General features: G+C 54.6%; 21 protein-coding genes. 13 read left to right on the forward strand and 8 right to left on the reverse strand.

Annotated features, from left to right (window positions below):
- Window positions 1-255 precede the first annotated feature (255 nt).
- Both argS and FKM52_RS22090 read right to left on the reverse strand, forming a co-directional pair.
- On the reverse strand, window positions 256-1,989 hold the full coding sequence (gene argS / locus FKM52_RS05960) for an arginine--tRNA ligase (protein WP_141175574.1): 1,734 nt from the start codon (window positions 1,987-1,989) through the stop codon (window positions 256-258).
- A 203-nt stretch (window positions 1,990-2,192) separates the two neighbouring features.
- Window positions 2,193-2,315, reverse strand: coding sequence for a hypothetical protein (locus FKM52_RS22090; RefSeq protein ID WP_280115545.1), 123 nt, complete (start codon window positions 2,313-2,315; stop codon window positions 2,193-2,195).
- A 295-nt stretch (window positions 2,316-2,610) separates the two neighbouring features.
- Between FKM52_RS22090 and FKM52_RS05965 the strand changes: the two genes are divergently transcribed.
- The 4 genes from FKM52_RS05965 to FKM52_RS05980 all read left to right on the forward strand — a co-directional run bounded on the left by FKM52_RS05965 (window position 2,611) and on the right by FKM52_RS05980 (window position 6,916).
- Window positions 2,611-3,189, forward strand: a complete 579-nt coding sequence (locus FKM52_RS05965; RefSeq protein WP_246085502.1) for a VOC family protein — start codon at window positions 2,611-2,613, stop codon at window positions 3,187-3,189.
- Between the two features lie 200 nt (window positions 3,190-3,389).
- Window positions 3,390-4,142, forward strand: coding sequence for a copper homeostasis protein CutC (gene cutC / locus FKM52_RS05970; RefSeq protein WP_141175292.1), 753 nt, complete (start codon window positions 3,390-3,392; stop codon window positions 4,140-4,142).
- A 948-nt stretch (window positions 4,143-5,090) separates the two neighbouring features.
- Window positions 5,091-6,089, forward strand: a complete 999-nt coding sequence (gene tehA, locus FKM52_RS05975) for a dicarboxylate transporter/tellurite-resistance protein TehA (protein ID WP_141175293.1) — start codon at window positions 5,091-5,093, stop codon at window positions 6,087-6,089.
- Between the two features lie 374 nt (window positions 6,090-6,463).
- The gene (locus tag FKM52_RS05980; protein WP_141175294.1) at window positions 6,464-6,916 is read left to right on the forward strand and encodes a hypothetical protein; all 453 of its coding nucleotides are present in this window, start codon (window positions 6,464-6,466) and stop codon (window positions 6,914-6,916) included.
- A 1,272-nt stretch (window positions 6,917-8,188) separates the two neighbouring features.
- Here the strand turns inward: FKM52_RS05980 and FKM52_RS05985 are convergent.
- Entirely contained in the window at window positions 8,189-8,827 is a 639-nt protein-coding gene (locus FKM52_RS05985; RefSeq protein ID WP_244316929.1) for a LexA family transcriptional regulator, read from the reverse strand.
- Window positions 8,828-8,963: 136 nt separating this feature from the next.
- Between FKM52_RS05985 and FKM52_RS05990 the strand changes: the two genes are divergently transcribed.
- The 4 genes from FKM52_RS05990 (at window position 8,964) to FKM52_RS06005 (ending at window position 12,910) form a co-directional block, all read left to right on the forward strand.
- Entirely contained in the window at window positions 8,964-9,434 is a 471-nt protein-coding gene (locus tag FKM52_RS05990; RefSeq protein ID WP_141175295.1) for a glycoside hydrolase family protein, read from the forward strand.
- Window positions 9,431-9,715, forward strand: coding sequence for a DUF7940 domain-containing protein (locus FKM52_RS05995; RefSeq protein ID WP_244316930.1), 285 nt, complete (start codon window positions 9,431-9,433; stop codon window positions 9,713-9,715). Before FKM52_RS05990 ends, FKM52_RS05995 begins: the two co-directional genes overlap by 4 nt.
- A 127-nt stretch (window positions 9,716-9,842) precedes the next feature.
- Window positions 9,843-11,528, forward strand: coding sequence for a hypothetical protein (locus tag FKM52_RS06000; protein WP_141175296.1), 1,686 nt, complete (start codon window positions 9,843-9,845; stop codon window positions 11,526-11,528).
- A gap of 524 nt (window positions 11,529-12,052) precedes the next feature.
- Window positions 12,053-12,910 carry a hypothetical protein gene (locus FKM52_RS06005; protein WP_141175297.1) on the forward strand — a complete coding sequence of 286 codons (858 nt, stop codon included), beginning with the start codon at window positions 12,053-12,055 and terminating at the stop codon, window positions 12,908-12,910.
- A gap of 4 nt (window positions 12,911-12,914) precedes the next feature.
- Here FKM52_RS06005 and FKM52_RS06010 read toward each other — a convergent pair whose 3' ends face one another.
- Entirely contained in the window at window positions 12,915-13,364 is a 450-nt protein-coding gene (locus FKM52_RS06010) for a DUF4385 domain-containing protein (protein ID WP_141175298.1), read from the reverse strand.
- A 74-nt stretch (window positions 13,365-13,438) separates the two neighbouring features.
- Here FKM52_RS06010 and FKM52_RS06015 point away from each other — a divergent pair, with 74 nt between their 5' ends.
- Window positions 13,439-14,059, forward strand: a complete 621-nt coding sequence (locus FKM52_RS06015; RefSeq protein ID WP_181407898.1) for a LysE family translocator — start codon at window positions 13,439-13,441, stop codon at window positions 14,057-14,059.
- Window positions 14,060-14,127: 68 nt separating this feature from the next.
- Here the strand turns inward: FKM52_RS06015 and cmoB are convergent, their stop codons facing one another.
- The 4 genes from cmoB to FKM52_RS06035 form a co-directional block, all read right to left on the reverse strand.
- Complete coding sequence (gene cmoB, locus FKM52_RS06020; RefSeq protein ID WP_141175299.1) at window positions 14,128-15,096, reverse strand: tRNA 5-methoxyuridine(34)/uridine 5-oxyacetic acid(34) synthase CmoB; 969 nt, start codon at window positions 15,094-15,096, stop codon at window positions 14,128-14,130.
- A gap of 3 nt (window positions 15,097-15,099) precedes the next feature.
- Complete coding sequence (gene cmoA / locus FKM52_RS06025) at window positions 15,100-15,834, reverse strand: carboxy-S-adenosyl-L-methionine synthase CmoA (RefSeq protein WP_141175300.1); 735 nt, start codon at window positions 15,832-15,834, stop codon at window positions 15,100-15,102.
- Window positions 15,835-16,135: 301 nt separating this feature from the next.
- Window positions 16,136-16,960: a DUF72 domain-containing protein gene (locus FKM52_RS06030; RefSeq protein ID WP_141175301.1), complete on the reverse strand. Its 825-nt coding sequence runs from the start codon at window positions 16,958-16,960 to the stop codon at window positions 16,136-16,138.
- A 40-nt stretch (window positions 16,961-17,000) separates the two neighbouring features.
- Window positions 17,001-17,564, reverse strand: a complete 564-nt coding sequence (locus FKM52_RS06035) for a hydrolase (protein ID WP_377091344.1) — start codon at window positions 17,562-17,564, stop codon at window positions 17,001-17,003.
- Between the two features lie 312 nt (window positions 17,565-17,876).
- Between FKM52_RS06035 and aspS the strand changes: the two genes are divergently transcribed.
- The 4 genes from aspS (at window position 17,877) to ruvC (ending at window position 21,582) form a co-directional block, all read left to right on the forward strand.
- Window positions 17,877-19,655: an aspartate--tRNA ligase gene (aspS, locus tag FKM52_RS06040; RefSeq protein WP_141175302.1), complete on the forward strand. Its 1,779-nt coding sequence runs from the start codon at window positions 17,877-17,879 to the stop codon at window positions 19,653-19,655.
- A gap of 1 nt (window position 19,656) precedes the next feature.
- Window positions 19,657-20,091 carry a dihydroneopterin triphosphate diphosphatase gene (gene nudB / locus FKM52_RS06045; protein ID WP_141175303.1) on the forward strand — a complete coding sequence of 145 codons (435 nt, stop codon included), beginning with the start codon at window positions 19,657-19,659 and terminating at the stop codon, window positions 20,089-20,091.
- Between the two features lie 185 nt (window positions 20,092-20,276).
- Window positions 20,277-21,020 carry a YebC/PmpR family DNA-binding transcriptional regulator gene (locus FKM52_RS06050; RefSeq protein ID WP_141175304.1) on the forward strand — a complete coding sequence of 248 codons (744 nt, stop codon included), beginning with the start codon at window positions 20,277-20,279 and terminating at the stop codon, window positions 21,018-21,020.
- Window positions 21,021-21,057: 37 nt separating this feature from the next.
- Window positions 21,058-21,582, forward strand: coding sequence for a crossover junction endodeoxyribonuclease RuvC (gene ruvC, locus FKM52_RS06055; protein WP_141175305.1), 525 nt, complete (start codon window positions 21,058-21,060; stop codon window positions 21,580-21,582).
- Window positions 21,583-21,596 lie beyond the last annotated feature (14 nt).

The raw sequence follows: 21,596 nt of genomic DNA on the forward strand, positions 1-21,596 counted from the left end.
CGGCGGCAGATGTTCACCGGACTGAAGCCGGGAGGGAAGAGGCCGCGAAGTAAAGCTTCCGCGTCAGGGATGACGCGGCAGAGCCTCCAGGGATGGATCTAGGGCGTCTTTATGCAGCGGCCTCTTCCCTCCACAGGCGGGCGCGGAACGTATGTCAGCTGCAGATTCCGCCGCGCTTACTTCAAAACCGCCCAAATAAAAATCCACGCCGAAGCGTGGATTCATTGACATCAACTCAGCGCTAACCAAACGCGCTTACATACGCTCAACCGTCTCAATTCCCAGCGTATCCAGACCCTGCTTCAGCGTTCTTGCCGTCAGCAGCGCCAGCTTCAGACGGCTCTGACGCACCGCTTCATCTTCCGCTGACAAAATCGGACAGTGTTCATAGAAACCGGAGAACAGGCCTGCCAGATCGTACAGATAGGCACACATCACGTGCGGCGTGCCGTCGCGCGCAACCTGCGTAATCGTCTCTTCAAACTGCAACAGACGAGCCGCCAGCTGCGCTTCGCGCGCGTCGCTCAGCTGAATCTTGCCTGCCAGCGGCGCCGTCTCGTCAATGCCTGCCTTGCGGAATACTGACAGCACGCGCGTATAGGCGTACTGCATATAGGGCGCGGTATTGCCCTCAAAGGCCAGCATATTATCCCAGTCGAAAATATAATCGGTGGTGCGGCTCTTCGACAGATCGGCATATTTCACCGCGCCAATACCGACAATATTCGCCAGCTTGCACAGCTCGTCTGCATCCATATCCGGGTTCTTTTCAGCAACCAGCGCCGTGGCGCGTTCCACCGCTTCATCCAACAGATCGGAAAGCTTAATGGTGCCGCCGCTGCGGGTCTTGAATGGACGCCCGTCCTTGCCCAACATCATGCCGAACATATGGTGCTCAAGCGGCACCGATTCCGGCACGTAGCCCGCTTTACGTACGATAGTCCAGGCCTGCATCAGATGCTGATGCTGACGAGAATCGATGTAATACAACACGCGATCGGCATGCAGCTGCTCATAGCGATACTTCGCGCAGGCGATATCCGTGGTGGTGTAAAGATAGCCGCCATCCTTTTTCTGGATGATGACGCCCATCGGTTCGCCTTCCTTATTTTTAAACTCATCAAGGAAAACCACGGTGGCGCCTTCGCTCTCTACCGCCAGCCCTTTGGCTTTCAAATCGGCCACGATGCCCGGCAGCATATCGTTGTACAGACTCTCGCCCATCACATCCTTGCGCGTCAGCGTCACGTTAAGACGATCGTAAACCGTCTGGTTCTGCGTCATGGTGATGTCGACCAGCTTTTTCCACATGGTGCGGCAATACTCGTCGCCGCCCTGTAGTTTCACTACGTAGCCGCGCGCCCGTTCGGCGAATGCTTCATCTTCATCGTAGGTCTTCTTCGCTTCGCGATAGAAGGCTTCCAGATCGGCAAGGGCGATCGCCTCGTGATGCTCGCGCTGCTGTTTTTCCAGATAAGCGATCAACATACCGAACTGCGTGCCCCAGTCGCCAACGTGGTTGGCGCGGATAACGTTATGACCGAGGAACTCCAGGGTACGGGCCGCCGCATCGCCGATAATAGTGGAGCGCACGTGACCAACATGCATCTCTTTCGCTACGTTTGGCGCAGAGTAGTCGATAACGATGGTTTGCGCCTCTACCGGCGTCACATCCAGCCGCGGCGAAGCAAGCGCGCTTTCGGCCTGCTGCGCCAGCCACTCCGGCGCGAGAAAAATGTTAATGAAGCCCGGACCGGCGATTTCAACTTTGCTGGCGATGCCGTCCAGCGCAAGATGCTGCACAACCTGCTCAGCCAGCTGACGCGGTTGCTGCCCCAGCTTCTTCGCCACCGCCATGATGCCGTTGGCCTGGTAATCGCCAAACTGGACTCTGGCCGACTGACGAACCATAGGTTCGCAATCTGCTGGCGCGCCAACGGCGATCATCGCCTGACTAACTTTTTCGGAAAGGAGAGCCTGAATATTCACCGAGTTACCTTCATCTGTCTGCATTGCCCGCCGCGTAGCGGTTATGGGCACGATCGTCACGACGCCTGACAGCCTGGCAGGTTGCTGTACAATAGCGTCGGGGAAAAAAGAAGGGGAGAAGTATACTCGATTTGGAAGGAGGCGTCAGCAGCCCCAACGGGCGGAAACATGGCTGAGTATGTTTCCGCCGGGGAGAAAAAAGGTTAGCGGCGACGAAAATGTCGGTATGGATTGCTGACCGTTTTTTCATTACGCACCTTCCAGTGGCGGGAGATAGCAAACCCCATCAGCGCGATAAGAACTGCAATAATAATGAGTTTAAACATATAGCCATTCCTTGTGTGATGGTTCGGGTAAATTTATAAGAAAGGCTTAGGGGCCGCAATTGTCGCGCGGTCCAATTAGGAATTACCTTAAGCCTCGAACAAACGTAATGTAAAACATAAAGTTAATGGTGTTTTTATAAAATATTTTTTGGTCTTGTACCGTGCTAAACTGGACATTAATACGATAAATTACGTTAATTTATCAAGAATATTTAAGTTAAAAGGTATTTTTATAACTATCAATGGCCTTGTGATTGCGTTCGCAGGGCATCAATACTTTAGCATAATTGTATAAATGTGGGGGCTAATGGTGCCGTTCAGGAATAATCTGGAAGCGCTTTTCGACCTGGCAGAAGACCTGCCACGCTTTGAACAACAGCTGATCGATCTGGCGGAAAAGCTGGGTTTAACGCTGGAAAACCTTGAGGCCGACCATATTTCGCTGCGTTGTCATCAAATCACCACGGCGGAGCGCTGGAAGCAGGGGCTGATGCAGGTTGGACGCCTGTTCTCAGAAAATATGATCAACGGACGTCCTGTCTGCTTGTTTGAGCTGGATACGCCGCTGACGGTGGGGCCGTGGCGCATCAGCGTGGTTGAGCTGCCGTGGCCCGGTCAGAAACTCTATCGCCATGAAGGCTGGGAGCACGTTGAGATTGTGCTGCGCGGCGATCCGCAAACGCTGGGCGCGCGGGCGATGTCGCTGTTATCCGATAGCGGTCTGCTACAGCCGGGCATCTCGTTTAAAACCAGCGCGCCGCAGGGAGAGAATGAACGCCTGCCTAATCCGACGCTGGCGGTAACCAATGGACAGATCACCATTAAATTCCATCCGTGGAGCATTCAGGAGATCGTCGCCAGCGAGCAGCAGTAACCGCCGGCGGGGCGCAGGGCGCAGGGGCTGACAAAGGGAAAAAGATTAGGGTTTTCGCTACTTCGGAGCGGCGCTGTGATGGCGGTCTATCCACAGAGCGGAATTGAATGCCATGATTACTCTTCTCACTATACTGCCCTGCAAACTGAGCTCAACGGAAATCAGGTAACCAGCCAGCAGTCATTAAACAGGAGGATGAAATGGTTAAACTGGAAGTATGCTGCTACGGAGTGGACTGTGCGGTTATCGCACAGGAAGCGGGCGCCGATCGGGTTGAGCTATGCGCGGCGCCGAAAGAGGGCGGATTAACGCCTTCCTTCGGTATGTTGCAGGCGGCGCTGGCGCAGCTTGAAATACCGGTTCATCCCATTGTTCGTCCACGCGGCGGCGATTTTTGCTACAGCGCCAGTGAATTTGCCGCTATGAAATCTGATGTGGCGATGATCCGCGAGCTGGGTTTTCCCGGCGTGGTATTTGGCATGCTGGATGAAGATGCACATATAGATATCAGGAAGATGCGCGAGATTATGCCGCTGTGCGGCGACATGCAGGTAACTTTCCATCGCGCATTCGATCTCTGCCATAGCCCGAAACGCGCGCTGGAGATGTTGACCGGGCTGGGCGTTGCGCGCATTCTGACGTCGGGGCAGCAGCAGAGCGCCGAAAGTGGAATTGTGCTGTTAAAGGAACTTACTGAGTTAAGTGAAGGTCCAATCATTATGGCAGGCGCGGGAGTACGGTTGAGCAATCTGCAAAAGTTTCTGGATGCCGGCATTCGCGAGCTGCACAGTTCTGCCGCGCAGCTGGTGGCTTCACCGATGCGCTATCGCAAAGCGGGCGTTTCCATGAGCTCCGCTGTTGAAACCGATGAGTTCAGCCGTCACTGCGTGGATGGCGACATGGTTGAGGCGATGAAAAGTATTATGCAGTTGAATACCGCCCGGGTCGCCTGAACCCTGACAGTTTTTGCCGCGCAGCACGCCGTTCCTCAGACGTGATGTTTGCAAGTACCAAACCCCAGCATGTTGTTGGGGTTTTTTTTATTTCACCGCCATGTGGTCAGAACTCACCGACGGCGCGATCCCCGCAAGTCTTGTTACGTTTCCCCTGGCAGCGGCGCGTCGTTAACCTGCCATTCAGGCGCAGGCATTATGCGCTCAGAGTGATTTTATTACCCTGCGCTCAGCCTTTTCGCAGCAGATCAGATCAATCGCCTGGTAGCGGCAAGGTTAATTTGCGGCTATTAATTTATGCGGGTAATAATATCTGTTGGTAATTTTTAGCGTGTTGATGATATGCGTTTTTTCAGATGTATAGTTCAATCTTATAAAATTAACGCTGGCTAATTTATTATCGCTGCCGGCAAATATAATAAAGAAAAGCTTTATTATAAGAAAATGAGCGTTAATATCGTAAAATAAAAGTGCATTGAGGTTATTTAAGCGTGAAATTAGTGTGGTGATTTTATTTTTGGCTAAACAAGGTGCGGGCGCTGCCGTATTTTCTCACTTAACTGCTCTTCTGCTCTTTGCGCCAGTACGCTTACCGCTATTGAAGGGTAATATTTCGTTGCTGCGTCTTTCTTGCTGTGTACTGTGCCCCTTATGCGGTGATTATCCGCTGGCGCAAGGATATGCGTTCATGGATTTTTCTTATGTAAATTAAAAGCTTATAACTTAACAGGCAGTGGTTGATAAGATATTTCTGTGTTGGCAGGTTAAGGCGTATAATCAACGCCGGTGCTTTTTATTCAGCATCAGACACAGCAAAGCCAGAGTAAGGTAATATTATATTCCGCCAAATAATAGGTGGCTAAAAATATTCTTTTACTATGGTTGCAGATGAAATGTTAATGTTTGTCGTGCTGTGATGGCATATCAGCGAATTAAGGTAAATATTTTATGAGGAAACAGAGCCCGCGGGGAGCGATTAATCTGCCGGCCAGCTATTTTGGTATGGTATTAGGCATCATCGGAACGGGTTTCGCCTGGCGCTATGCCGCAACTATCTGGCCGGTATCGGCAATGCCGGGCATGGTATTAATTAGCATGGCGATAGCGGTATGGGCGCTACTGGCGAGCTTTTTCATTATCCGCCTGATCCGCCATCCTTATGCTCTGTTAGATGAGGTGCGCCATCCATTAAAAGGCAGCTTTGTTAGCCTGTTTCCTGCAACGACCATGCTGGTTTCAATTGGCGTCACGCCCTGGCAGCGCTCCGCTGGCGAAGCGCTGTTTATAACTGGCGTTGCGATACAGCTGGGATATGCCGCCTGGCAGGGCGCCGGACTGTGGCGCGGCGCACATCCCGCGACGGCGACTACGCCGGGCCTCTATTTGCCTACCGTGGCGAATAATTTTATCAGCGCGATGGCCTGCGGCGCGCTGGGCTATCACGATATGGGTATTCTGTTTCTGGGCGCCGGGATATTTTCATGGCTTAGTCTGGAGCCGGCAATCTTACACCGGCTACGCAGTCACGGTGAAATGCCGCTGGCGGTGCGCCCCTCGTTGGGTATTCAGATGGCGCCGGCGTTTGTTGCCTGTAGCGCCTGGCTTAGCGTTAATGGCGGGCAGGTAGATGTGCTGGCGAAAATGCTGTTTGGCTATGGTCTGCTGCAGCTGTTGTTTATGATCCGTCTTATTCCCTGGTATGCCAGCCAGCCGTTTAACGCTTCATTCTGGAGTTTTTCATTCGGTGTTTCTTCGCTGGCAAATACGGCGCTTCATTTAGGGCACAGCGCTTCCGGCGGCGCGTTATACCATCTCGCCATCCCGCTTTTTATTATCGCTAACCTTGTTATCGCCCTGCTTATCTTCCGCACGCTGCTGCTTCTGCTGCAGGGGAAATTGCTGGTGCGCGCGGAACCCTCGCCGCCAGCGTCATCAGTAAATAGTTAAGAACAGCTCTGATTTTTTATCCTGATTCCGGCCCCGCATGCGCGGGGCTTTTTTATTTCCCCAATGTTTTACGCACCGTCGAGAAGAGCGTTGCTAATATATCTGGCTGCAACGGCTTAATGATTTTTAACATGAGAAACAAAGTGATAGCACGCGCTGTTTCGCGTCAGTGACTGCATCACCTGCAAATGGTCTTTTTTTTCAGCGTAATTGCTAATGCTGGCGGCGTTGCTATGTCTGAGCAGAATGGTCAGCCATAGATGCGGGTTAAGATTATTCCCAAACTGTTAAGTTGTGTTATTGTATAACCATTATCATTATTGATGATTTTGATCGATGGTAAAACCTGATATGGAAGCTTTGGGGAGACTAAGATGAAAAGCAGGGTAGCAGGAGCTGCTATTGCGGTAATAGTGTTAGCCTTAATGGGATGCAAGGAAGAAGAGGGCATCCATTTTATCAAAAATCCTGATAACCCCGGCGAAGTGTTAACGCCTCCCGCCTGGGCCAGTATGGCGCGTGAAGAGCTGCAAGGCGCGCTTTCGATGAGCGTTTTTAGCGCCAGATGCAAACTACTGTATCGTGACAGCCGCTGGTTTGTAGGCTGTAAGCCGGCGAACGCTAAGGCGCCGGTGATGTTGTATGCGCTTAAAAAAAACGAGGCGTTAAGGGAAAGTTTTATCGCGATGGCCGTTAATAACCAGGCCAGACAATATACCCGACAGAATGTACTGCTGCGGCAGATTGTGGTATCCGCTGAGCCGCATGAGCCGGCGCTGATAATTGAAAAGCTACAGCAGGATTTTACTGCTTTGAATGACGCATAAAATATTTATGCGGTTTTAAACGGGCGGCTGAAAACAGTATCGGTTGTATTACAGGTTCGTAGCCGTCAGGTAATAACAACCATCCAGCGAATGTTAGCTGCGGGCATAACGTAGCCGCACAGGAAAGTCAGGCCATACAGGGAAGCCAGCCATACAGGAAAGTCAGCCATACAGGAAAGCCAGCCATACAGGAAAGTCAGCCATACAGGAAAGCCAGCCATACAGGAAAGTCAGGCCATACAGGAAAGTCAGGCCATACAGGAAAGTCAGGCCATACAGGAAAGTCAGCCATCCGCTGCTAACGCTGCGTAGCCTGGCTGGCTGCTCTGTGGAAATTCTTGTAGCAGGCCGTCGTTGGCTGATTGCTGGTTGGGCGCCTTTCTGATGAAAACGTTCATCACATCTCTTTTCTCCCCATCTTTTTCCAGGTAATGGGCGCTCTGGTGCTTTTTCCGCAGAGATAGCTATTACTTTTAATACGCGAGGCTGTTTGTTTTTTCATCACTGGCGATGCGATCTTAATCAAATTCTGATTGGCAGGGTATCGTCATTGATAACCTTTTCTTACTACATAAGCGATGCTTGAGCGTGTGGGGAAGAAATTTTTATTTATGCTCTTTTTTATTTATCTCTTTGAAATTAGACGTAATTTATTTGTGATGTTTTCTTCGTTTGCGACAAGTTTTTTCTTCTCATCCTCATCCGACATGCTCAAATATCAGTGCTCTGCTATGCATTCCTTTGAAAGTATTGCGCTTTTTCCAGCCTTCTGAGGCTGGAGCGCGGTAACAGGCAAGCAATTCTGATGCTTAAGAAAAAAATTTATAATTTTTTTTACCTTAAGTTACCGTTAAGCCTGTTTAAGCTGTTTTTGCGAAAAAACGGTTAGCTGACATGGGTTTAGCTCATGCTTTATCACCCCTTACACTGCACTAATCCTACGTTTAGCTATCAAAAATGACCCGCCGCAAAGGCGGTTTTTTCAGTAAATAAACTTGACACTTTTTTAATAGCTAATAGTATTTTTAATAACAAAGGTTATGAAATGTGGTGAATGCGTTAACCGCCTCGTCAGCGAACTTATAAGCCGCATTCATGCTTCAGGAGGTTGTTGAAGCATAGTTAACCCACGGAGCGGCGCTGTAGCGTCGATGGGAAGTTGGATAACTGACGGGCTGAGTAGCTGAAGAGGTTCGCCATGATTTATGTCTTATATCGTGTCGCCGGTGGGCAATATTGCGAAATTACCTTACCGGATGAAGATGTGGCGGCTTACCGGCGCAGATCACGGATTAAAAAGATAGCGACGCCGACAAGTTCGGCTGATGAGGAGAGTTCTACCGCTGGCAAGCGCGGGTCATCTACGGTCAGGAAGCCGTTGGACGGACCTTCGAGATAGCGATAGACGCTGATGCGTTCGTTAAGCCGGGCGATAACAAGGTCGCCTGATTCCGGCGGAAGATCGGTATCGACGATCACGATACTGCCCGCAGTGGCTTCAGCGCAACCGCTGTTGCGGTCGATAAGATAGGCTCGCCAGGTTTTTTTGGCGCGGATGCCATTAGGGGTGGTGACGGTTTCGCCGGTTTTACCGGCCAGCGTCCAGACAGGCACGTCACTGGCCGCGGGAGCTTGCGAAAAGCCTTCTTTAGCTGAAGGCCCTTGCATCTCTCCCTGACCTTTGGCCAGCCACTCAACGTTGACGTTGAGCGCTGCCGCGATGTCGACCAGCTTACGCGAGCCGGCAGCCTGACCTTTCGTCAGGCGCCAGATAGTCGGCTGAGAAACGCCGGATGCTTTTGCCAAAGCACCCTGCGTCATCCCGGCCATTGTCATCGCCATATTGAGCCGCGTAGCAAGAGAATCTGTTTTCATAAACGAAAATTTATAGCGTGCCGTATTGTTCGTCAAACACGCTTTGCTATCGCCTGAATTTATACGTTTTGTTATGGATTCTCAGCATTATACATAACAGAACGAAAACCACCAATGTGTCGGAGCCAATTTTTACTAAGGTCGCGGGTTAGCCGTAAAAAGGAGCGTAAAGATGAGCGAAATAATAAAAATTCTTAAATTTGAAGAGGGTTATCGGGCCAAACCTTATATCGATACCGAAGGTTTTCCTACCGTGGCTTACGGCATCAAGCTTGGGCCACGCGGCTGCCCGATAGAGCACTATACCTTTACGGTACCTGAGGCGGTAGGCAGTATCTGGCTGGAAAATCTGTTAGCGAATAACAGGTTGCAGATGAACGGCATTCCAGCGATTGTCGATGCGCTTCAGCACTGTAACCAACCACGTAGCGATATTTTATACAGTATGGCATGGCAAATGGGCGTTGACGGCCTTGCCGGTTTTAAAAATACGCTGGCCCTGATTGCGCAGGAAAACTTTACTGCCGCCGCCAGCAGTATGTTGATGAGCAAGTGGGCACGACAAACGCCCAATCGGGCGAAGCGTCATGCTGAAGCGATGCGTAGCGGTAGTTATCAAAGCTACAAAGGGGTGATCATATGACTATAAAGTTAAAATTGGTAAAAGACTGGCCGGACTGGTGGCGTTGGCATTCTACGAAAGCGCTGGTGTTGCTGGGTCTGCTGCCAACCGTCTGGCATGAAATGCCGCCTGAGTGGAAAACCATGATACCAGCGAGCTGGCTGCAGGCTGCCTCTTTCATCATCATGCTGTTGGGAATACTTTCACGCATTACGCTACAAAAGGCGCCGCCGGGACAGCAGCCAATCCTGGAAGAGAGCGAGGTTGAAAATAACGATAGCGAAAATAAACACCAGGGCTAAATAACAAAAACGGCAAAAAAATAATTTCCGTAATACAAGCGGAAAGGGAATTCCGCAACCTGAATTTGTGTGCTGCCTGTTTTAACAAGGACTCAACCCTTTAATTATTTTATTCCGGAGGTTCACCATGGCTGTAAATACATCTACGCAAAAAATCAGTGCTAACGGCGCGACGGATTATACCACCGATAATACCGCCGCCTTTCAGGCGCTGCTTAATAAAGAAAGACATGTCATCGTCGATACTATTATTAATCTTTCTGCGCAGGTCAGAACTGCCTTTGAAGGGCAGATTATCGAAGGTACTGAAACGGGTGAAATCAGGCCGATCGGCGCGGATATGAGCATTAAGGCCATGGTTGCGCTGAAGCATAAACGTTGCCGGGTGCGTAATTTAAAATCGACTAACCCGCTACTGCTGCAAAGCAATGCTTCGGGCAGCGAAGGCGGACGTCAGGGAACCATCGATATCCAGGCTGACTTCTGCGTGGTAGAAGGCTGTACCATGATTAATCAGGTCAATGCGGTTATTGCCAGCACCATTCAGCGCGCTCACGGCTCGCGTATTATCGGTAATAACTTCCTCGATTGCCTTGGCGTCGGTCTGGAAGATCGCGGCGATGCGGTCAGTATCTGGGGATCCGGTACGGTGATTGCGCATAATTACGCCTCCTGTAAGGCGGGCACTGATGGGCGAATCGCTTTCCATGCCGAAGCGCCGGTATCTGCCAACAGCGGACGCGCGGAGCTGGATGCGCAGCACATTATTATGGCGAATAACCTCGCCTATGGGCCTTTCCGCCGCCACTTTGTGATGGAGGGGATTAGCAACGGCAGTTCGATCGGCAACGTATCGATTGGCGGCGCGACCTGGTGGGGCGAGGCCTACATTATGTGTACCAACGTGGTGGTGGAAAATACCATCAAATATACCCGTACCGCTAACGATAATCAGGGCAGCAACTGGGCGCCAAAACGCGGGGCGATTTGCGTGCAGAACTGGTCAAACAACGTCAATATTCGCTCAACGGTAGTAATGGATGAGGAGTCGCTGGGGGATGGCTTCGTGCTCGATCGCTCAACAACGGTACAGGGCGCGCACAAACTGACGCTGCAGCTGTCAATGATCAACAAAGGCAATACCAAAAATAACGGCTTTAATCTGGTGCCGGCGGAAGATCTGCACCTGAACAACTGCTACGCCGAAGGTTTCGCGAATCTGATAAAAACCTCGACCAGCGATTATAACAAAGTCCTGCTTACCGGCTGTCGCCTGATCGGCAACGGCACCGCCACCGGGATCCTTGTTCAGGGCGGCAGCGGCGGTACGCTCTCCATTAACCACAGTCTGATCGATGTCGGCAGCAGCGATTTCGCCGTTAACCTGCTTAATCTGGCTAAGGTACATATCACCAGTACCGGCTATGTTGCGGGTAAATATGCCGTAGGGCTGCAGAATATCAGCGACAAGTTTGTAATGAGCAACTGTTACAACCTTAACTCTGATGTACCGTTGAGCGTGCGCTATACCAGAATCAACGTTTCCGGCGGTTCAGCGATTCTCACCCAGGGCGACGTACCGGAAATCGAGTGGTTGTTTAACGAGAACGACGGTATTACCTGCGGCTTCGTCTACTCGCAGGCGCAGCTCAAAGCCGTCGCATCCACGGTGAATACCGTTGGCAAGGCGATGGGTAAAATCGTGCTGGGCTACGGCGCGGATAAGAAACTGCGTTACTACTACGCGACGGCGCCAGCTGCTAACGCCAGCTGGATTTCCTTTGATAATACTGAAACCGTAACGCCGGCATAATTTATCGGGTCCCGGCCGCCGGGCCCGATGCATTCAGGCTGGTTTTCTGTCGGGCGGGACGATTTAACCGTTAATCGTCCCGCCCGATGATTATCTGTCAGCCAGAAAGCGAGGCGCCGTGGTTAGCGCGACATTAGCTTACGGAGCGCCGCCGCTTATTGCGGCTATTTTTTATTGCGGGCAGCAGCGGGATGCGCCTCTGCGTGCCGTTTGCCCGTAACAGGAAGCAAGCAGGTTAAGTCATTATTTACTCGCTACGCCGGTATAAGCCGTAACTTTATATTCACTGATATGACTAAATAACCCTGCCGCTACGCGAGCGGCAAGAAGAAACGGGAAAATAGCCGTTTGGCTATAATAAAAAAAGATAATTGCGCTATGATTATCTGGCGGGCAGCGGGCGTGGCGCGCAGGAACTGCGGCAGGCTGCCGTTTCGTTAATGCCGGCCTGCTTCGGTAAGCCTTCCGTATTTTCGGAAGGCATTTTTATGCCATGTATCGGCGCATTATTCACGTGAGGGATTATGAAGTCTGTCTGTCTGGCTTTTATTATCGGCACTGGCTACTTGTGGTCTGGCGGCGTGGCGCTGGCGGCCGGGACGTGCCATGCCGCTTCCGAGGCAATAAAAAACAGCAATAGCGTGATTATGCTCGGCGGCACGGTTAAAGGGAAAATTAAGCAGGTGGTGATGGGCGAGTTCGGTAAAAACGTTAACTCGCAAAAACGCCTGCTAAGCCAGTTCGATAGCTGCGGTCAGCTCACCGTGGCGGATATGAGCTACGATAAGGTGGAAAAAAACGTGGTGCTGGCGATGGTGCAGCATATTACCCGCGTCAGCCAGGGCTGGCTGGCGGAATATCAGATTTCAGTAAAGGTGAAGAAAGAGGATGCGCTGGTCGAGGTCACCAATAAAAAAGGCGTTATCAGTTATATGGTGGGTGAAAAGGGCAATATTATCAGCGCCAGCGACAGCTTTGTACTGATGGGCAACAAGGGATTTACTGAAACCACCTACCGCTATGATAAGCAGCTGCGTCTGTTAAGCAGCGTGGCGCGCGGTTCTGACGAACTGTCCAACGGCGAGTACCACTATAGCTGGAGCCGTGACGGACTGCTGCTGAGCAGCATCTCCGGGCGCATGAAAGAGCGTTATCGCTATGATAAACAGCAGCGCGAGCTGGAGCTGTTTACCGTTAGCGCCACCCGCACCGGCGCGATTACCGCGCTAAATGAATGCCAGAGCTGGGATAGCGTCGGCAACTGTACCCTGAGCTATCTGCAAGAGACTGAAACGGATGGCGATCTCGCGCAACAGCGCCAGCTCAGTATCGCCACGCGTTTCGAATACTGGGATAGCGGCACCGAAGGCAACGTTAAATAGCCGCTTAACCGTAGCGCTGCTGATGCGCCTTTTTGCGCCGCAGATAATCTTCGTCGGCGCGAATTTTGTCCCAGTAGCTTTTGAAAATGGCGGCCGATTCCGCTTTCTCCGCATTGATCTGCTGCGGCAGCACCTGACGCTGCGCATCATACTTCTTGCCGCCGGGATGGTTGGCGTAGCGCCGCGCGCGCGTAAAGCCCATCTGGATAAACTTACGCGCCATATCCATACCGACAAAATCATCCTGCTGACGATACGCTTCAAACAGATCCATGATTTTTTCCGCCGATTCATGGGCGATGTCGGGAGTGCGAAAGCGCCAGTAGGGCAGGATTTCCGATTTATAGGGTTCGACGAGCAGCACCCCCTGTTCGCCGCGTCCCACCTGGTACAGCTCCGGATGCTGGCGGAAGTCGATTTGCGTAAAATCCTGCTGGTAATCAAATTCTTTCATTGTCCCTCCTGCGGCTGTTACGCTAAGTTTAGTTTCCGTCCCGACACTCTGCTTTTTTCTCTAAGGAACGCGCTATGATTTCGTCGCTGCTGGCCTTTCTGGTCGCTATCATCATTCTCACCCTGACACCCGGATTTGATACCGCGCTGGTGCTGCGTACTTCCGCCGCCTGTGGCTGGCGTCGGGCGCTGGCGACGGCGCTGGGCGTCGCGGGAGGCTGTTTTGTCTGGGGCGTGGCGGTAGGGTTTGGTCTTGGTGCGCTGCTGTTGGCCTCGGAAATGGCGTATAACCTGCTGAAGTGGATGGGCGCCGCTTATCTGCTGTGGCTGGGTATCGGCCTGCTGCTGCGTCCGCGCCGCGCGTTGCCCGATGCGCAGGATCAGAAAACCGCGCCGGGCTGGAAGGCGCTGTTTATGAAAGGGCTGCTGGGTAATTTACTGAACCCGAAAGTAGGGATTTTTTATGTGTCGTTCTTACCGCAGTTTATTCCGGCTGGCGCGTCGGTGGCGGTCTGGAGCAGCGCGATGTCACTCACGCACGCGTTTATCGGCCTGCTGTGGAGCGGCATGCTGATTGCCGGTACGCGCTATTTCGCCGAAAAACTGCGGCGTCCAGGCGTAATGAAAGCGATGGATCGTCTGACCGGCTGTGTATTTATCGGTTTCGCTGCGAAGCTGGCGCTGTCGCGCCGCTAACACAAAAGGCGTGGCGAGCCGGATAATTATCGCCAGAAAAACAAGGCGCCCGCAGGCGCCTTTTTTCATCAGGGCTTGCGCGCCACCAGCACGGCGCGCAGAGGCGCCGGATAGCCCTCCAGCGTTTTGCTGCTGTCGTGGGGATCGAGGAAATCCGCCAGCGATTCGGTGGTCATCCAGTCGGTGCGGCGTTGCTCTTCCGTGCTGGTGCGTGAGAAATCGACGATGCGCACGTCGACAAAACCGCATTTCTCCAGCCAGCGGCTCAGCGCCGGGGCGGAAGGTATAAACCAGACGTTGCGCATCTGCGCGTAGCGTTCGCCGGGCACCAGTACATCATGCTCGTCGCCCTCAATCACCAGCGTTTCCAGCACCAGCTCGCCGCCGCTGACCAGCTGATTTTTAAGCTGGAACAGATGATCGAGCGGTGAGCGGCGGTGGTAAAGCACGCCCATAGAAAACACCGTATCGAACGCCTTCAGCTCCGGCAGCTGCTCGATGCCCAGCGGCAGCAGATGCGCGCGCGTATCGCCGCCCAGCAGCTTACGCACCGCCTCAAACTGACAGAGGAACAGCTGGGTGGGATCGATACCCACCACCAGCGCGGCGCCGGCGCCGACCATGCGCCACATGTGGTAGCCGCTGCCGCAGCCGACATCCAGCACGGTGCGATCGGTCAGCGGCGAGATATGCGGCAGCACGCGATCCCATTTCCAGTCGGATCGCCACTCGGTATCGATATGCGTGCCGTAGAGGGAGTAGGGGCCTTTACGCCACGGCATCAGGTTGCGCAGCAGTTTCTCTATGCCCTGACGCTGACGCTCGCTGAGGTCGTCGCGATCGGCGCTGACGCGCTGTTGCAGATCGAGCTGCTGCGGCGTCAGCAACGGCAGATTATCCACCGTTTTTTGCCAGTTGCGGAAATGACCGTGCAGATTTTCACGCTGCCAGGCGGCCAGCTGCGCCGGAAGCACCTCAAGCCAGCTCGCCAGCGGGCCCAGCGCAATCTGCTGATAAAATTTGCCGAACTCAATCATGCCTTAACCTGCTTTCAACGCCACCAGAGAACCAAAGTTAAAGCACTGGAACCAGAGTTCGCTGTGCTCAAAACCCGCCTGACGCAGACGCGCCTTATGGGTTTCTACCGAGTCGGTCAGCATCACATTTTCCAGCATGCTGCGCTTCTGGCTGATTTCCAGCTCGCTGTAGCCATTGGCACGCTTGAAATCGTGATGCATGTTAAACAGCAGCTCGCCGACGTCAGTATCTTCAAAACTAAATTTTTCTGACAGCACCAGCGCGCCGCCGGGATTAAGCCCCTGATAAATGCGCTGCAGCAGCGTCAGGCGATCGTCCGGCGCGAGGAACTGCAGGGTAAAGTTCAGCACCACCATGGAGGCGTTTTCGATCGGGAGATGGCGAATATCGGCTTCGATCACCTCAACCGGCGTGGCGGCGCGAAACGCATCGATATGGCGACGACAGCGCTCAATCATCGCCGGCGAATTATCAACGGCGATAATTTTGCAGCCTTCCGCCTGCAGCGAGCGGCGCACCGACAGCGTGGCGGCGCCCAGCGAGCAGCCGAGGTCATAAACCTGGGTGTTGGCTTTGACAAAGCGTTCGGCCAGCATGCCGATCATAGAGATGATGTTGGAATAACCCGGCACCGAACGCTGGATCATATCGGGGAAAACTTCAGCTACGCGCTCGTCAAAGGTCCAGTCGCCCAGTTTATTAATAGGCGCGGAGAACAGCGTATCTCGATTAGACATAGGGGTAAATCCGGTCAACTACGGAAAGGCGCATATTCTGGCAGAAAGCGCGGCGGACTGCATCTTTTGCGCGCCGGAGCGAAACTGGCGCCGGACGCGCGCGATTTTTCGCAGATGAATACATTTTCTGTGGTTAACGCTCAGAAAAGCAGCGAGGTGAGTGGATTGCTGTTTCGTTATCGTCAGACCATTTTTCGCACTTAACGGGAATAGCGTAGCTGCCGGACAACTTCGGCGGATTATGGCAATAGCGGTGCTATTAAACGGCTGTAAAGGGAAGAACACCTCTGTTGCATCGGCTTCAGAACAGCGCGGCCTGCTGCGGCCAGTTCGGCGCGTCGCCCACCTGCGGCAGCGCCTGCTGCAGGCGCGGCCATAGCCGCTGCACCAGATCCAGCACCTCGCCGATATCGGGCGTATGAATAAACAGCCAGGGCGTGCCGCTGGCCTGCCAGCCTGGCAGTTTCGTCAGCCAGTCCCCGAACCAGACCTCATTTTCCTGCGGCGATTCGCTGCCGATAAAACGCACCATCGGATCGCTGGCGGTCATAATGGCGTGCGGCGGCACCTTCGGCTTCTTCGCTTTGGCATCCAGCGTCGCGGGGCTGGTGGCGCTGGAGGCGTGAACCGGACGGCTGTCAAGGATCACGCGGTTAACGCCGCGCTGGTGCAAACCGCGATTTAAGGCGCGCTCCGCCTCGCCTTTGGCGAAAAAGGCGGGATGGCGCACTTCAACGCCGTAGCGAAAAGCGACGGGAAGCCGGTCGAGAAAGGTCCACAGCGCTCCAAGCGCGTCGGGGCCAAAGGCGGCGGGCAGCTGCAGCCAGTATTGCCCGATGCGCGCGCTCAGCGGATCGAGCGTGCGAAAAAAGGTTTCCACTAAATCGTCGCAGTCGCGTAGCCCCGACTGATGACTGATGCTGGCGGGAAATTTAAAGCAGAAGCGAAACGCATCGCTGGTCATCGCCCGCCAGCGCTGTACTACCTCCGCTTTCGGCAGAGCATAGAGCGTAGTGTTGCCTTCCACGCAGTTAAAATAGCGCGCGTAATCGGCCAGCGTTTCCAGGCCGTAGCGTTTCCAGTGTGGATGCTGCCACTGCGGCAGTCCCAGACGAAATGTCGACATGAAGCTCCCATAGCGGGCGAGCCGTCCCGCCCGAATTCGGTTACAGCGCGGCGATAATCTCCTCCGCGCGTCGCACTTTGGCAATGCGTGGGAAAATCCACTGCAGGCTGCTGTTATGCTGCTCAGCGCTGCCGGCGCTGCAAATATCCTCGGCAATTACCAGCTTAAAGCCCAGCTCCCAGGCGTTGCGCGCGGTAGATTCTACGCCAATATTGGTGGCGATGCCGCCAAGCACGATGGTATCAATGTTGCGACGGCGCAGCTGCAGCTCCAGATCGGTGCCGTAAAAGGCGCCCCACTGATGTTTTACCACCGCGATATCGCCCGGCTCAACGCCCAGCGCGGGCGGATAGTCCCACCAGTTTTCCGGCAGCGCGCCATGCGCCAGAGGCGCATCCACCTCCTGCTGCGGGGCGTCGGCGAAATCAGGCGCCCAGCCAACGCGCACCAGCACCACCGGCGCGTTCAGGGCGCGGAATTTCGCCGCCAGCCTGGCCGCGCCGCTGACCACCTGCTGCGCGCTGTGCGGGCCGCCGGCGAAAGGCAGAATGCCTTCCTGTAAATCGATAAGTACCAGGGCGGTTGATGTGGGGTTGAGTTTCATAATGCTCTCCGCAAGTAAAGGGATTAAGACTACGCCAGCCAAACCGCGCCAGACGAGAGAAAAAATGTCGTGAATTCATGAATTTTGTGAATTTCTGTGTGCTTAGCGCTAACATTAGCCTGCGCAGGGCAACAAATGGGCGCGCTTTACGCTCTGCACGCCGTTCCCCCTTATCGCGCCTTGCTTTTTACATTATAATGCCTGCCTTTTTGCGGCAGCGTCTGCCTGACGGTTATCCGCCGGATAGCCGCACCACACGACGACACAACCGGGCTGCCCAAGCTGCAGCGGCGAAGTTAAAAGGATAGCGTTATGCGTACAGAATATTGCGGGCAGATCAATCTGTCTCATGTTGGCCAGCAGGTAACTCTCTGCGGTTGGGTTAACCGCCGTCGCGATCTGGGGAGCCTGATCTTTATCGATATGCGTGACCGCGAAGGCATCGTGCAGGTCTTTTTCGATCCCGATCGTCAGCAGGCCTTTGAACTGGCCTCTGAGCTGCGTAACGAGTTCTGCATTCAGGTCACCGGCGTGGCGCGCGCGCGCGACGAGCGCAATAAAAATCCCGATATGGCTACCGGCGAGGTAGAGGTTTTTGCTACCGAACTGACCATCATCAACCGTGCCGAACCGCTGCCGCTGGATTCCAACCAGGTCAACAGCGAAGAGGCGCGCCTGAAATATCGCTATCTCGATCTGCGTCGCCCGGAGATGGCGCAGCGCCTGAAAGCGCGTGCGAAAATTACCAGCTTCGTGCGCCGCTTTATGGATGATAACGGCTTCCTCGATATCGAAACGCCGATGCTGACCAAAGCGACGCCGGAAGGGGCGCGCGACTATCTGGTGCCGAGCCGCGTACATAAAGGCAAATTCTACGCGCTGCCGCAGTCGCCGCAGCTGTTTAAACAGCTGCTGATGATGTCCGGCTTCGATCGTTACTATCAGATCGTAAAATGCTTCCGTGACGAAGACCTGCGCGCCGATCGCCAGCCGGAATTCACCCAGATCGATGTGGAAACCTCCTTTATGACCGCGCCGCAGGTGCGTGAGGTGATGGAGCGCATGGTGCGCCAGCTCTGGCTGGAAGTGCAGGGCGTAGAGCTGGGCGAGTTTCCGCAGATGACCTTCGCGGAAGCGATGCGTCGCTACGGCTCCGACAAGCCCGACCTGCGCAATCCGATGGAGCTGGTGGACGTGGCCGATCTGGTGAAAGAGGTTGAATTCAAAGTCTTCTCCGGCCCGGCTAACGACGCTAAAGGCCGCGTGGCGGCGCTGCGCGTGCCGGGCGGCGCCTCGCTCAGCCGCAAGCAGATCGACGAGTACGGCAAATTTATTGAAATTTACGGCGCGAAAGGGCTGGCTTATATCAAGGTCAACCAGCGCGCGCAGGGCCTGGAAGGTATCCAGAGTCCGGTAGCGAAATTCCTGACGGCGGAGATCGTTGAGGCGATCCTGACGCGCACCGGCGCGCAGGATGGCGATATGGTGTTCTTCGGCGCCGATAAAGCCAGCGTGGTGGCGGATGCGATGGGCGCGCTGCGCCTGAAGCTGGGCCGCGATCTGAACATCACCGATGATAAAGCCTGGCGGCCGCTGTGGGTGGTAGACTTCCCGATGTTCGAAGATGACGGCGAAGGCGGCCTGACGGCGATGCACCATCCGTTTACCGCTCCGCGCGATATGACGCCGGAAGAGCTGAAAGCCGCGCCGGAAACCGCCATCGCTAACGCCTACGATATGGTGATCAACGGCTACGAAGTGGGCGGCGGCTCGGTGCGTATTCATAACGGCCAGATGCAGCAGACCGTGTTCGGCATTCTCGGCATTACCGAAGCGGAACAGCGTGAGAAGTTCGGCTTCCTGCTGGATGCGTTGAAGTTCGGTACGCCGCCGCATGCGGGTCTGGCATTCGGCCTTGACCGTCTGGTGATGCTGCTGACCGGCACCGATAATATCCGTGACGTTATCGCCTTCCCGAAAACCACCGCCGCCGCCTGCCTGATGACCGAGGCGCCGAGCTTCGCGAACCCGGCCTCGCTGGAAGAGCTGGCGATTCAGGTGGTGAAAAAGGAAAAGCCAGAGAGCCTGTAAAATGAGCTTTAAGCATCCCGTTTCGGTACTGGTGGTGATTTATGCGCGCGACACCGGGCGGGTGCTGATGCTGCAACGGCGCGACGATCCCGCGTTCTGGCAGTCGGTTACCGGCAGCCTGGAGGCGGGAGAAACGCCGCTTGAGGCGGCGCGGCGCGAAGTGTTTGAGGAGCTGGCCATTGACGTGGCGGCGGAGGGGCTGACGCTGAAAGATTGCCGGCGGCAGATTGAGTTTGAGATCTTTGCCCACTTTCGCCATCGCTACGCGCCTGAGGTTACGCACAATACCGAGCACTGGTTCTGCCTGGCGCTGCCGCAGGAAAGAAACGTTATGCTGAGCGAGCATCTCGCCTGGCAATGGCTGGATGCGGCTGAGGCCGCCAGGGTTACCAAGTCATGGAGTAACCGCCAGGCAATTGAAGAATTTGTCGGCTAATCCTTGCCGACAGCCGCGCCGCGCGCTGCAAAGGGCATCGCTGTTTCTGGCGCGAGCGTGCTGAAGCCGTCAGTCGATGTGACTGATACAAAATCAACAGCGTCAGGCATAAGGCGCGCTGTCTCCCCGCAGGGGAGCTGGCCTTAAGGGTGTCTGACCGATGTCAAACTGGAGAGAGCAGAGTTATGGCAGGTCATAGTAAATGGGCCAACACCAAGCACCGCAAAGCGGCACAGGATGCCAAGCGCGGTAAGATTTTCACCAAAATTATTCGCGAGCTGGTTACCGCGGCTAAGCTGGGCGGCGGCGATCCCGCCTCGAACCCGCGTCTGCGCGCGGCGATGGATAAAGCGCTGTCCAACAACATGACGCGCGACACCATGGATCGCGCTATCGCACGCGGCGTAGGCGGCGACGATAACAGCAACATGGAAACCATCATCTATGAAGGCTACGGCCCCGGCGGCAGCGCCATTATGGTGGAGTGCCTGAGCGACAATCGCAACCGTACCGTTTCCGAAGTGCGCCACGCCTTTACCAAGTGCGGCGGCAACCTTGGCACCGACGGCTCCGTAGCCTATCTGTTCACCAAAAAAGGCGTGATCTCCTATGCGCCGGGCCTGGATGAAGATACGGTAATGGACGCGGCGCTGGAAGCGGGCGCGGATGACGTGGTCAGCTATGACGACGGCGCCATCGACGTGTTCACGCCGTGGGAAACCTTCGGTACGGTGAAAGATGCGCTGGACGCTGCTGGTTTGAAAGCGGAAACGGCGGAAGTAACTATGATCCCTTCCACCAAAGCGGATATGGATGCGGAGACCGCGCCTAAGCTGATGCGCCTGATCGATATGCTGGAAGACTGCGACGACGTGCAGGAAGTTTACCATAACGGTGAGATTTCCGACGAGGTGGCGGCCACCCTGTGACGTCCCCGGCGATGGTTCAACCTGACGGAGTAGCCTGATGGCGATTATTCTGGGCATCGACCCAGGTTCCCGTATTACCGGTTATGGCGTTATACGTCAGGTGGGGCGGCAGTTAACCTATCTGGGCAGCGGCTGTATCCGCACCAACGTTGAGGATCTGCCGTCCCGTCTCAAGCTGATTTACGCCGGCGTTAGTGAGATCATCACGCAGTTTCAGCCTGACTTTTTCGCCATTGAGCAGGTCTTTATGGCGAAAAATGCCGATTCGGCGCTGAAGCTGGGCCAGGCGCGCGGCGCGGCGATCGTGGCGGCGGTAAATCAGGATTTGCCGGTGTTTGAATATGCGGCCCGGCAGGTGAAGCAGACGGTGGTCGGCATCGGCAGCGCGGAAAAAAGCCAGGTGCAGCATATGGTGCGCACCCTGCTGAAGCTGGCAGCCAATCCCCAGGCCGACGCCGCCGATGCGCTGGCAATCGCCATTACCCATTGCCATGTCAGCCAGAACGCCGGCCGGCTCAGCGAGTCGAAGCTCACCCTGGCGCGCGGCAGGCTGCGTTCGTAACCCATTATCAGGCT

Origin of the sequence: Mixta tenebrionis, from assembly GCF_006517625.1 — a bacterium.
GTDB lineage: Bacteria > Pseudomonadota > Gammaproteobacteria > Enterobacterales > Enterobacteriaceae > Mixta > Mixta tenebrionis.

Coding starts and splice junctions, on each gene's coding strand:
- FKM52_RS22090 (WP_280115545.1), bottom strand. CDS start 2,315: ATGTTTAAACTCATTATTATTGCAGTTCTTATCGCGCTGATGGGGTTT.
- FKM52_RS05965 (WP_246085502.1), top strand. CDS start 2,611: ATGTGGGGGCTAATGGTGCCGTTCAGGAATAATCTGGAAGCGCTTTTC.
- cutC (WP_141175292.1), top strand. CDS start 3,390: ATGGTTAAACTGGAAGTATGCTGCTACGGAGTGGACTGTGCGGTTATC.
- tehA (WP_141175293.1), top strand. CDS start 5,091: ATGAGGAAACAGAGCCCGCGGGGAGCGATTAATCTGCCGGCCAGCTAT.
- FKM52_RS05980 (WP_141175294.1), top strand. CDS start 6,464: ATGAAAAGCAGGGTAGCAGGAGCTGCTATTGCGGTAATAGTGTTAGCC.
- FKM52_RS05990 (WP_141175295.1), top strand. CDS start 8,964: ATGAGCGAAATAATAAAAATTCTTAAATTTGAAGAGGGTTATCGGGCC.
- FKM52_RS05995 (WP_244316930.1), top strand. CDS start 9,431: ATGACTATAAAGTTAAAATTGGTAAAAGACTGGCCGGACTGGTGGCGT.
- FKM52_RS06000 (WP_141175296.1), top strand. CDS start 9,843: ATGGCTGTAAATACATCTACGCAAAAAATCAGTGCTAACGGCGCGACG.
- FKM52_RS06005 (WP_141175297.1), top strand. CDS start 12,053: ATGAAGTCTGTCTGTCTGGCTTTTATTATCGGCACTGGCTACTTGTGG.
- FKM52_RS06010 (WP_141175298.1), bottom strand. CDS start 13,364: ATGAAAGAATTTGATTACCAGCAGGATTTTACGCAAATCGACTTCCGC.
- FKM52_RS06015 (WP_181407898.1), top strand. CDS start 13,439: ATGATTTCGTCGCTGCTGGCCTTTCTGGTCGCTATCATCATTCTCACC.
- cmoB (WP_141175299.1), bottom strand. CDS start 15,096: ATGATTGAGTTCGGCAAATTTTATCAGCAGATTGCGCTGGGCCCGCTG.
- cmoA (WP_141175300.1), bottom strand. CDS start 15,834: ATGTCTAATCGAGATACGCTGTTCTCCGCGCCTATTAATAAACTGGGC.
- FKM52_RS06030 (WP_141175301.1), bottom strand. CDS start 16,960: ATGTCGACATTTCGTCTGGGACTGCCGCAGTGGCAGCATCCACACTGG.
- FKM52_RS06035 (WP_377091344.1), bottom strand. CDS start 17,564: ATGAAACTCAACCCCACATCAACCGCCCTGGTACTTATCGATTTACAG.
- aspS (WP_141175302.1), top strand. CDS start 17,877: ATGCGTACAGAATATTGCGGGCAGATCAATCTGTCTCATGTTGGCCAG.
- nudB (WP_141175303.1), top strand. CDS start 19,657: ATGAGCTTTAAGCATCCCGTTTCGGTACTGGTGGTGATTTATGCGCGC.
- FKM52_RS06050 (WP_141175304.1), top strand. CDS start 20,277: ATGGCAGGTCATAGTAAATGGGCCAACACCAAGCACCGCAAAGCGGCA.
- ruvC (WP_141175305.1), top strand. CDS start 21,058: ATGGCGATTATTCTGGGCATCGACCCAGGTTCCCGTATTACCGGTTAT.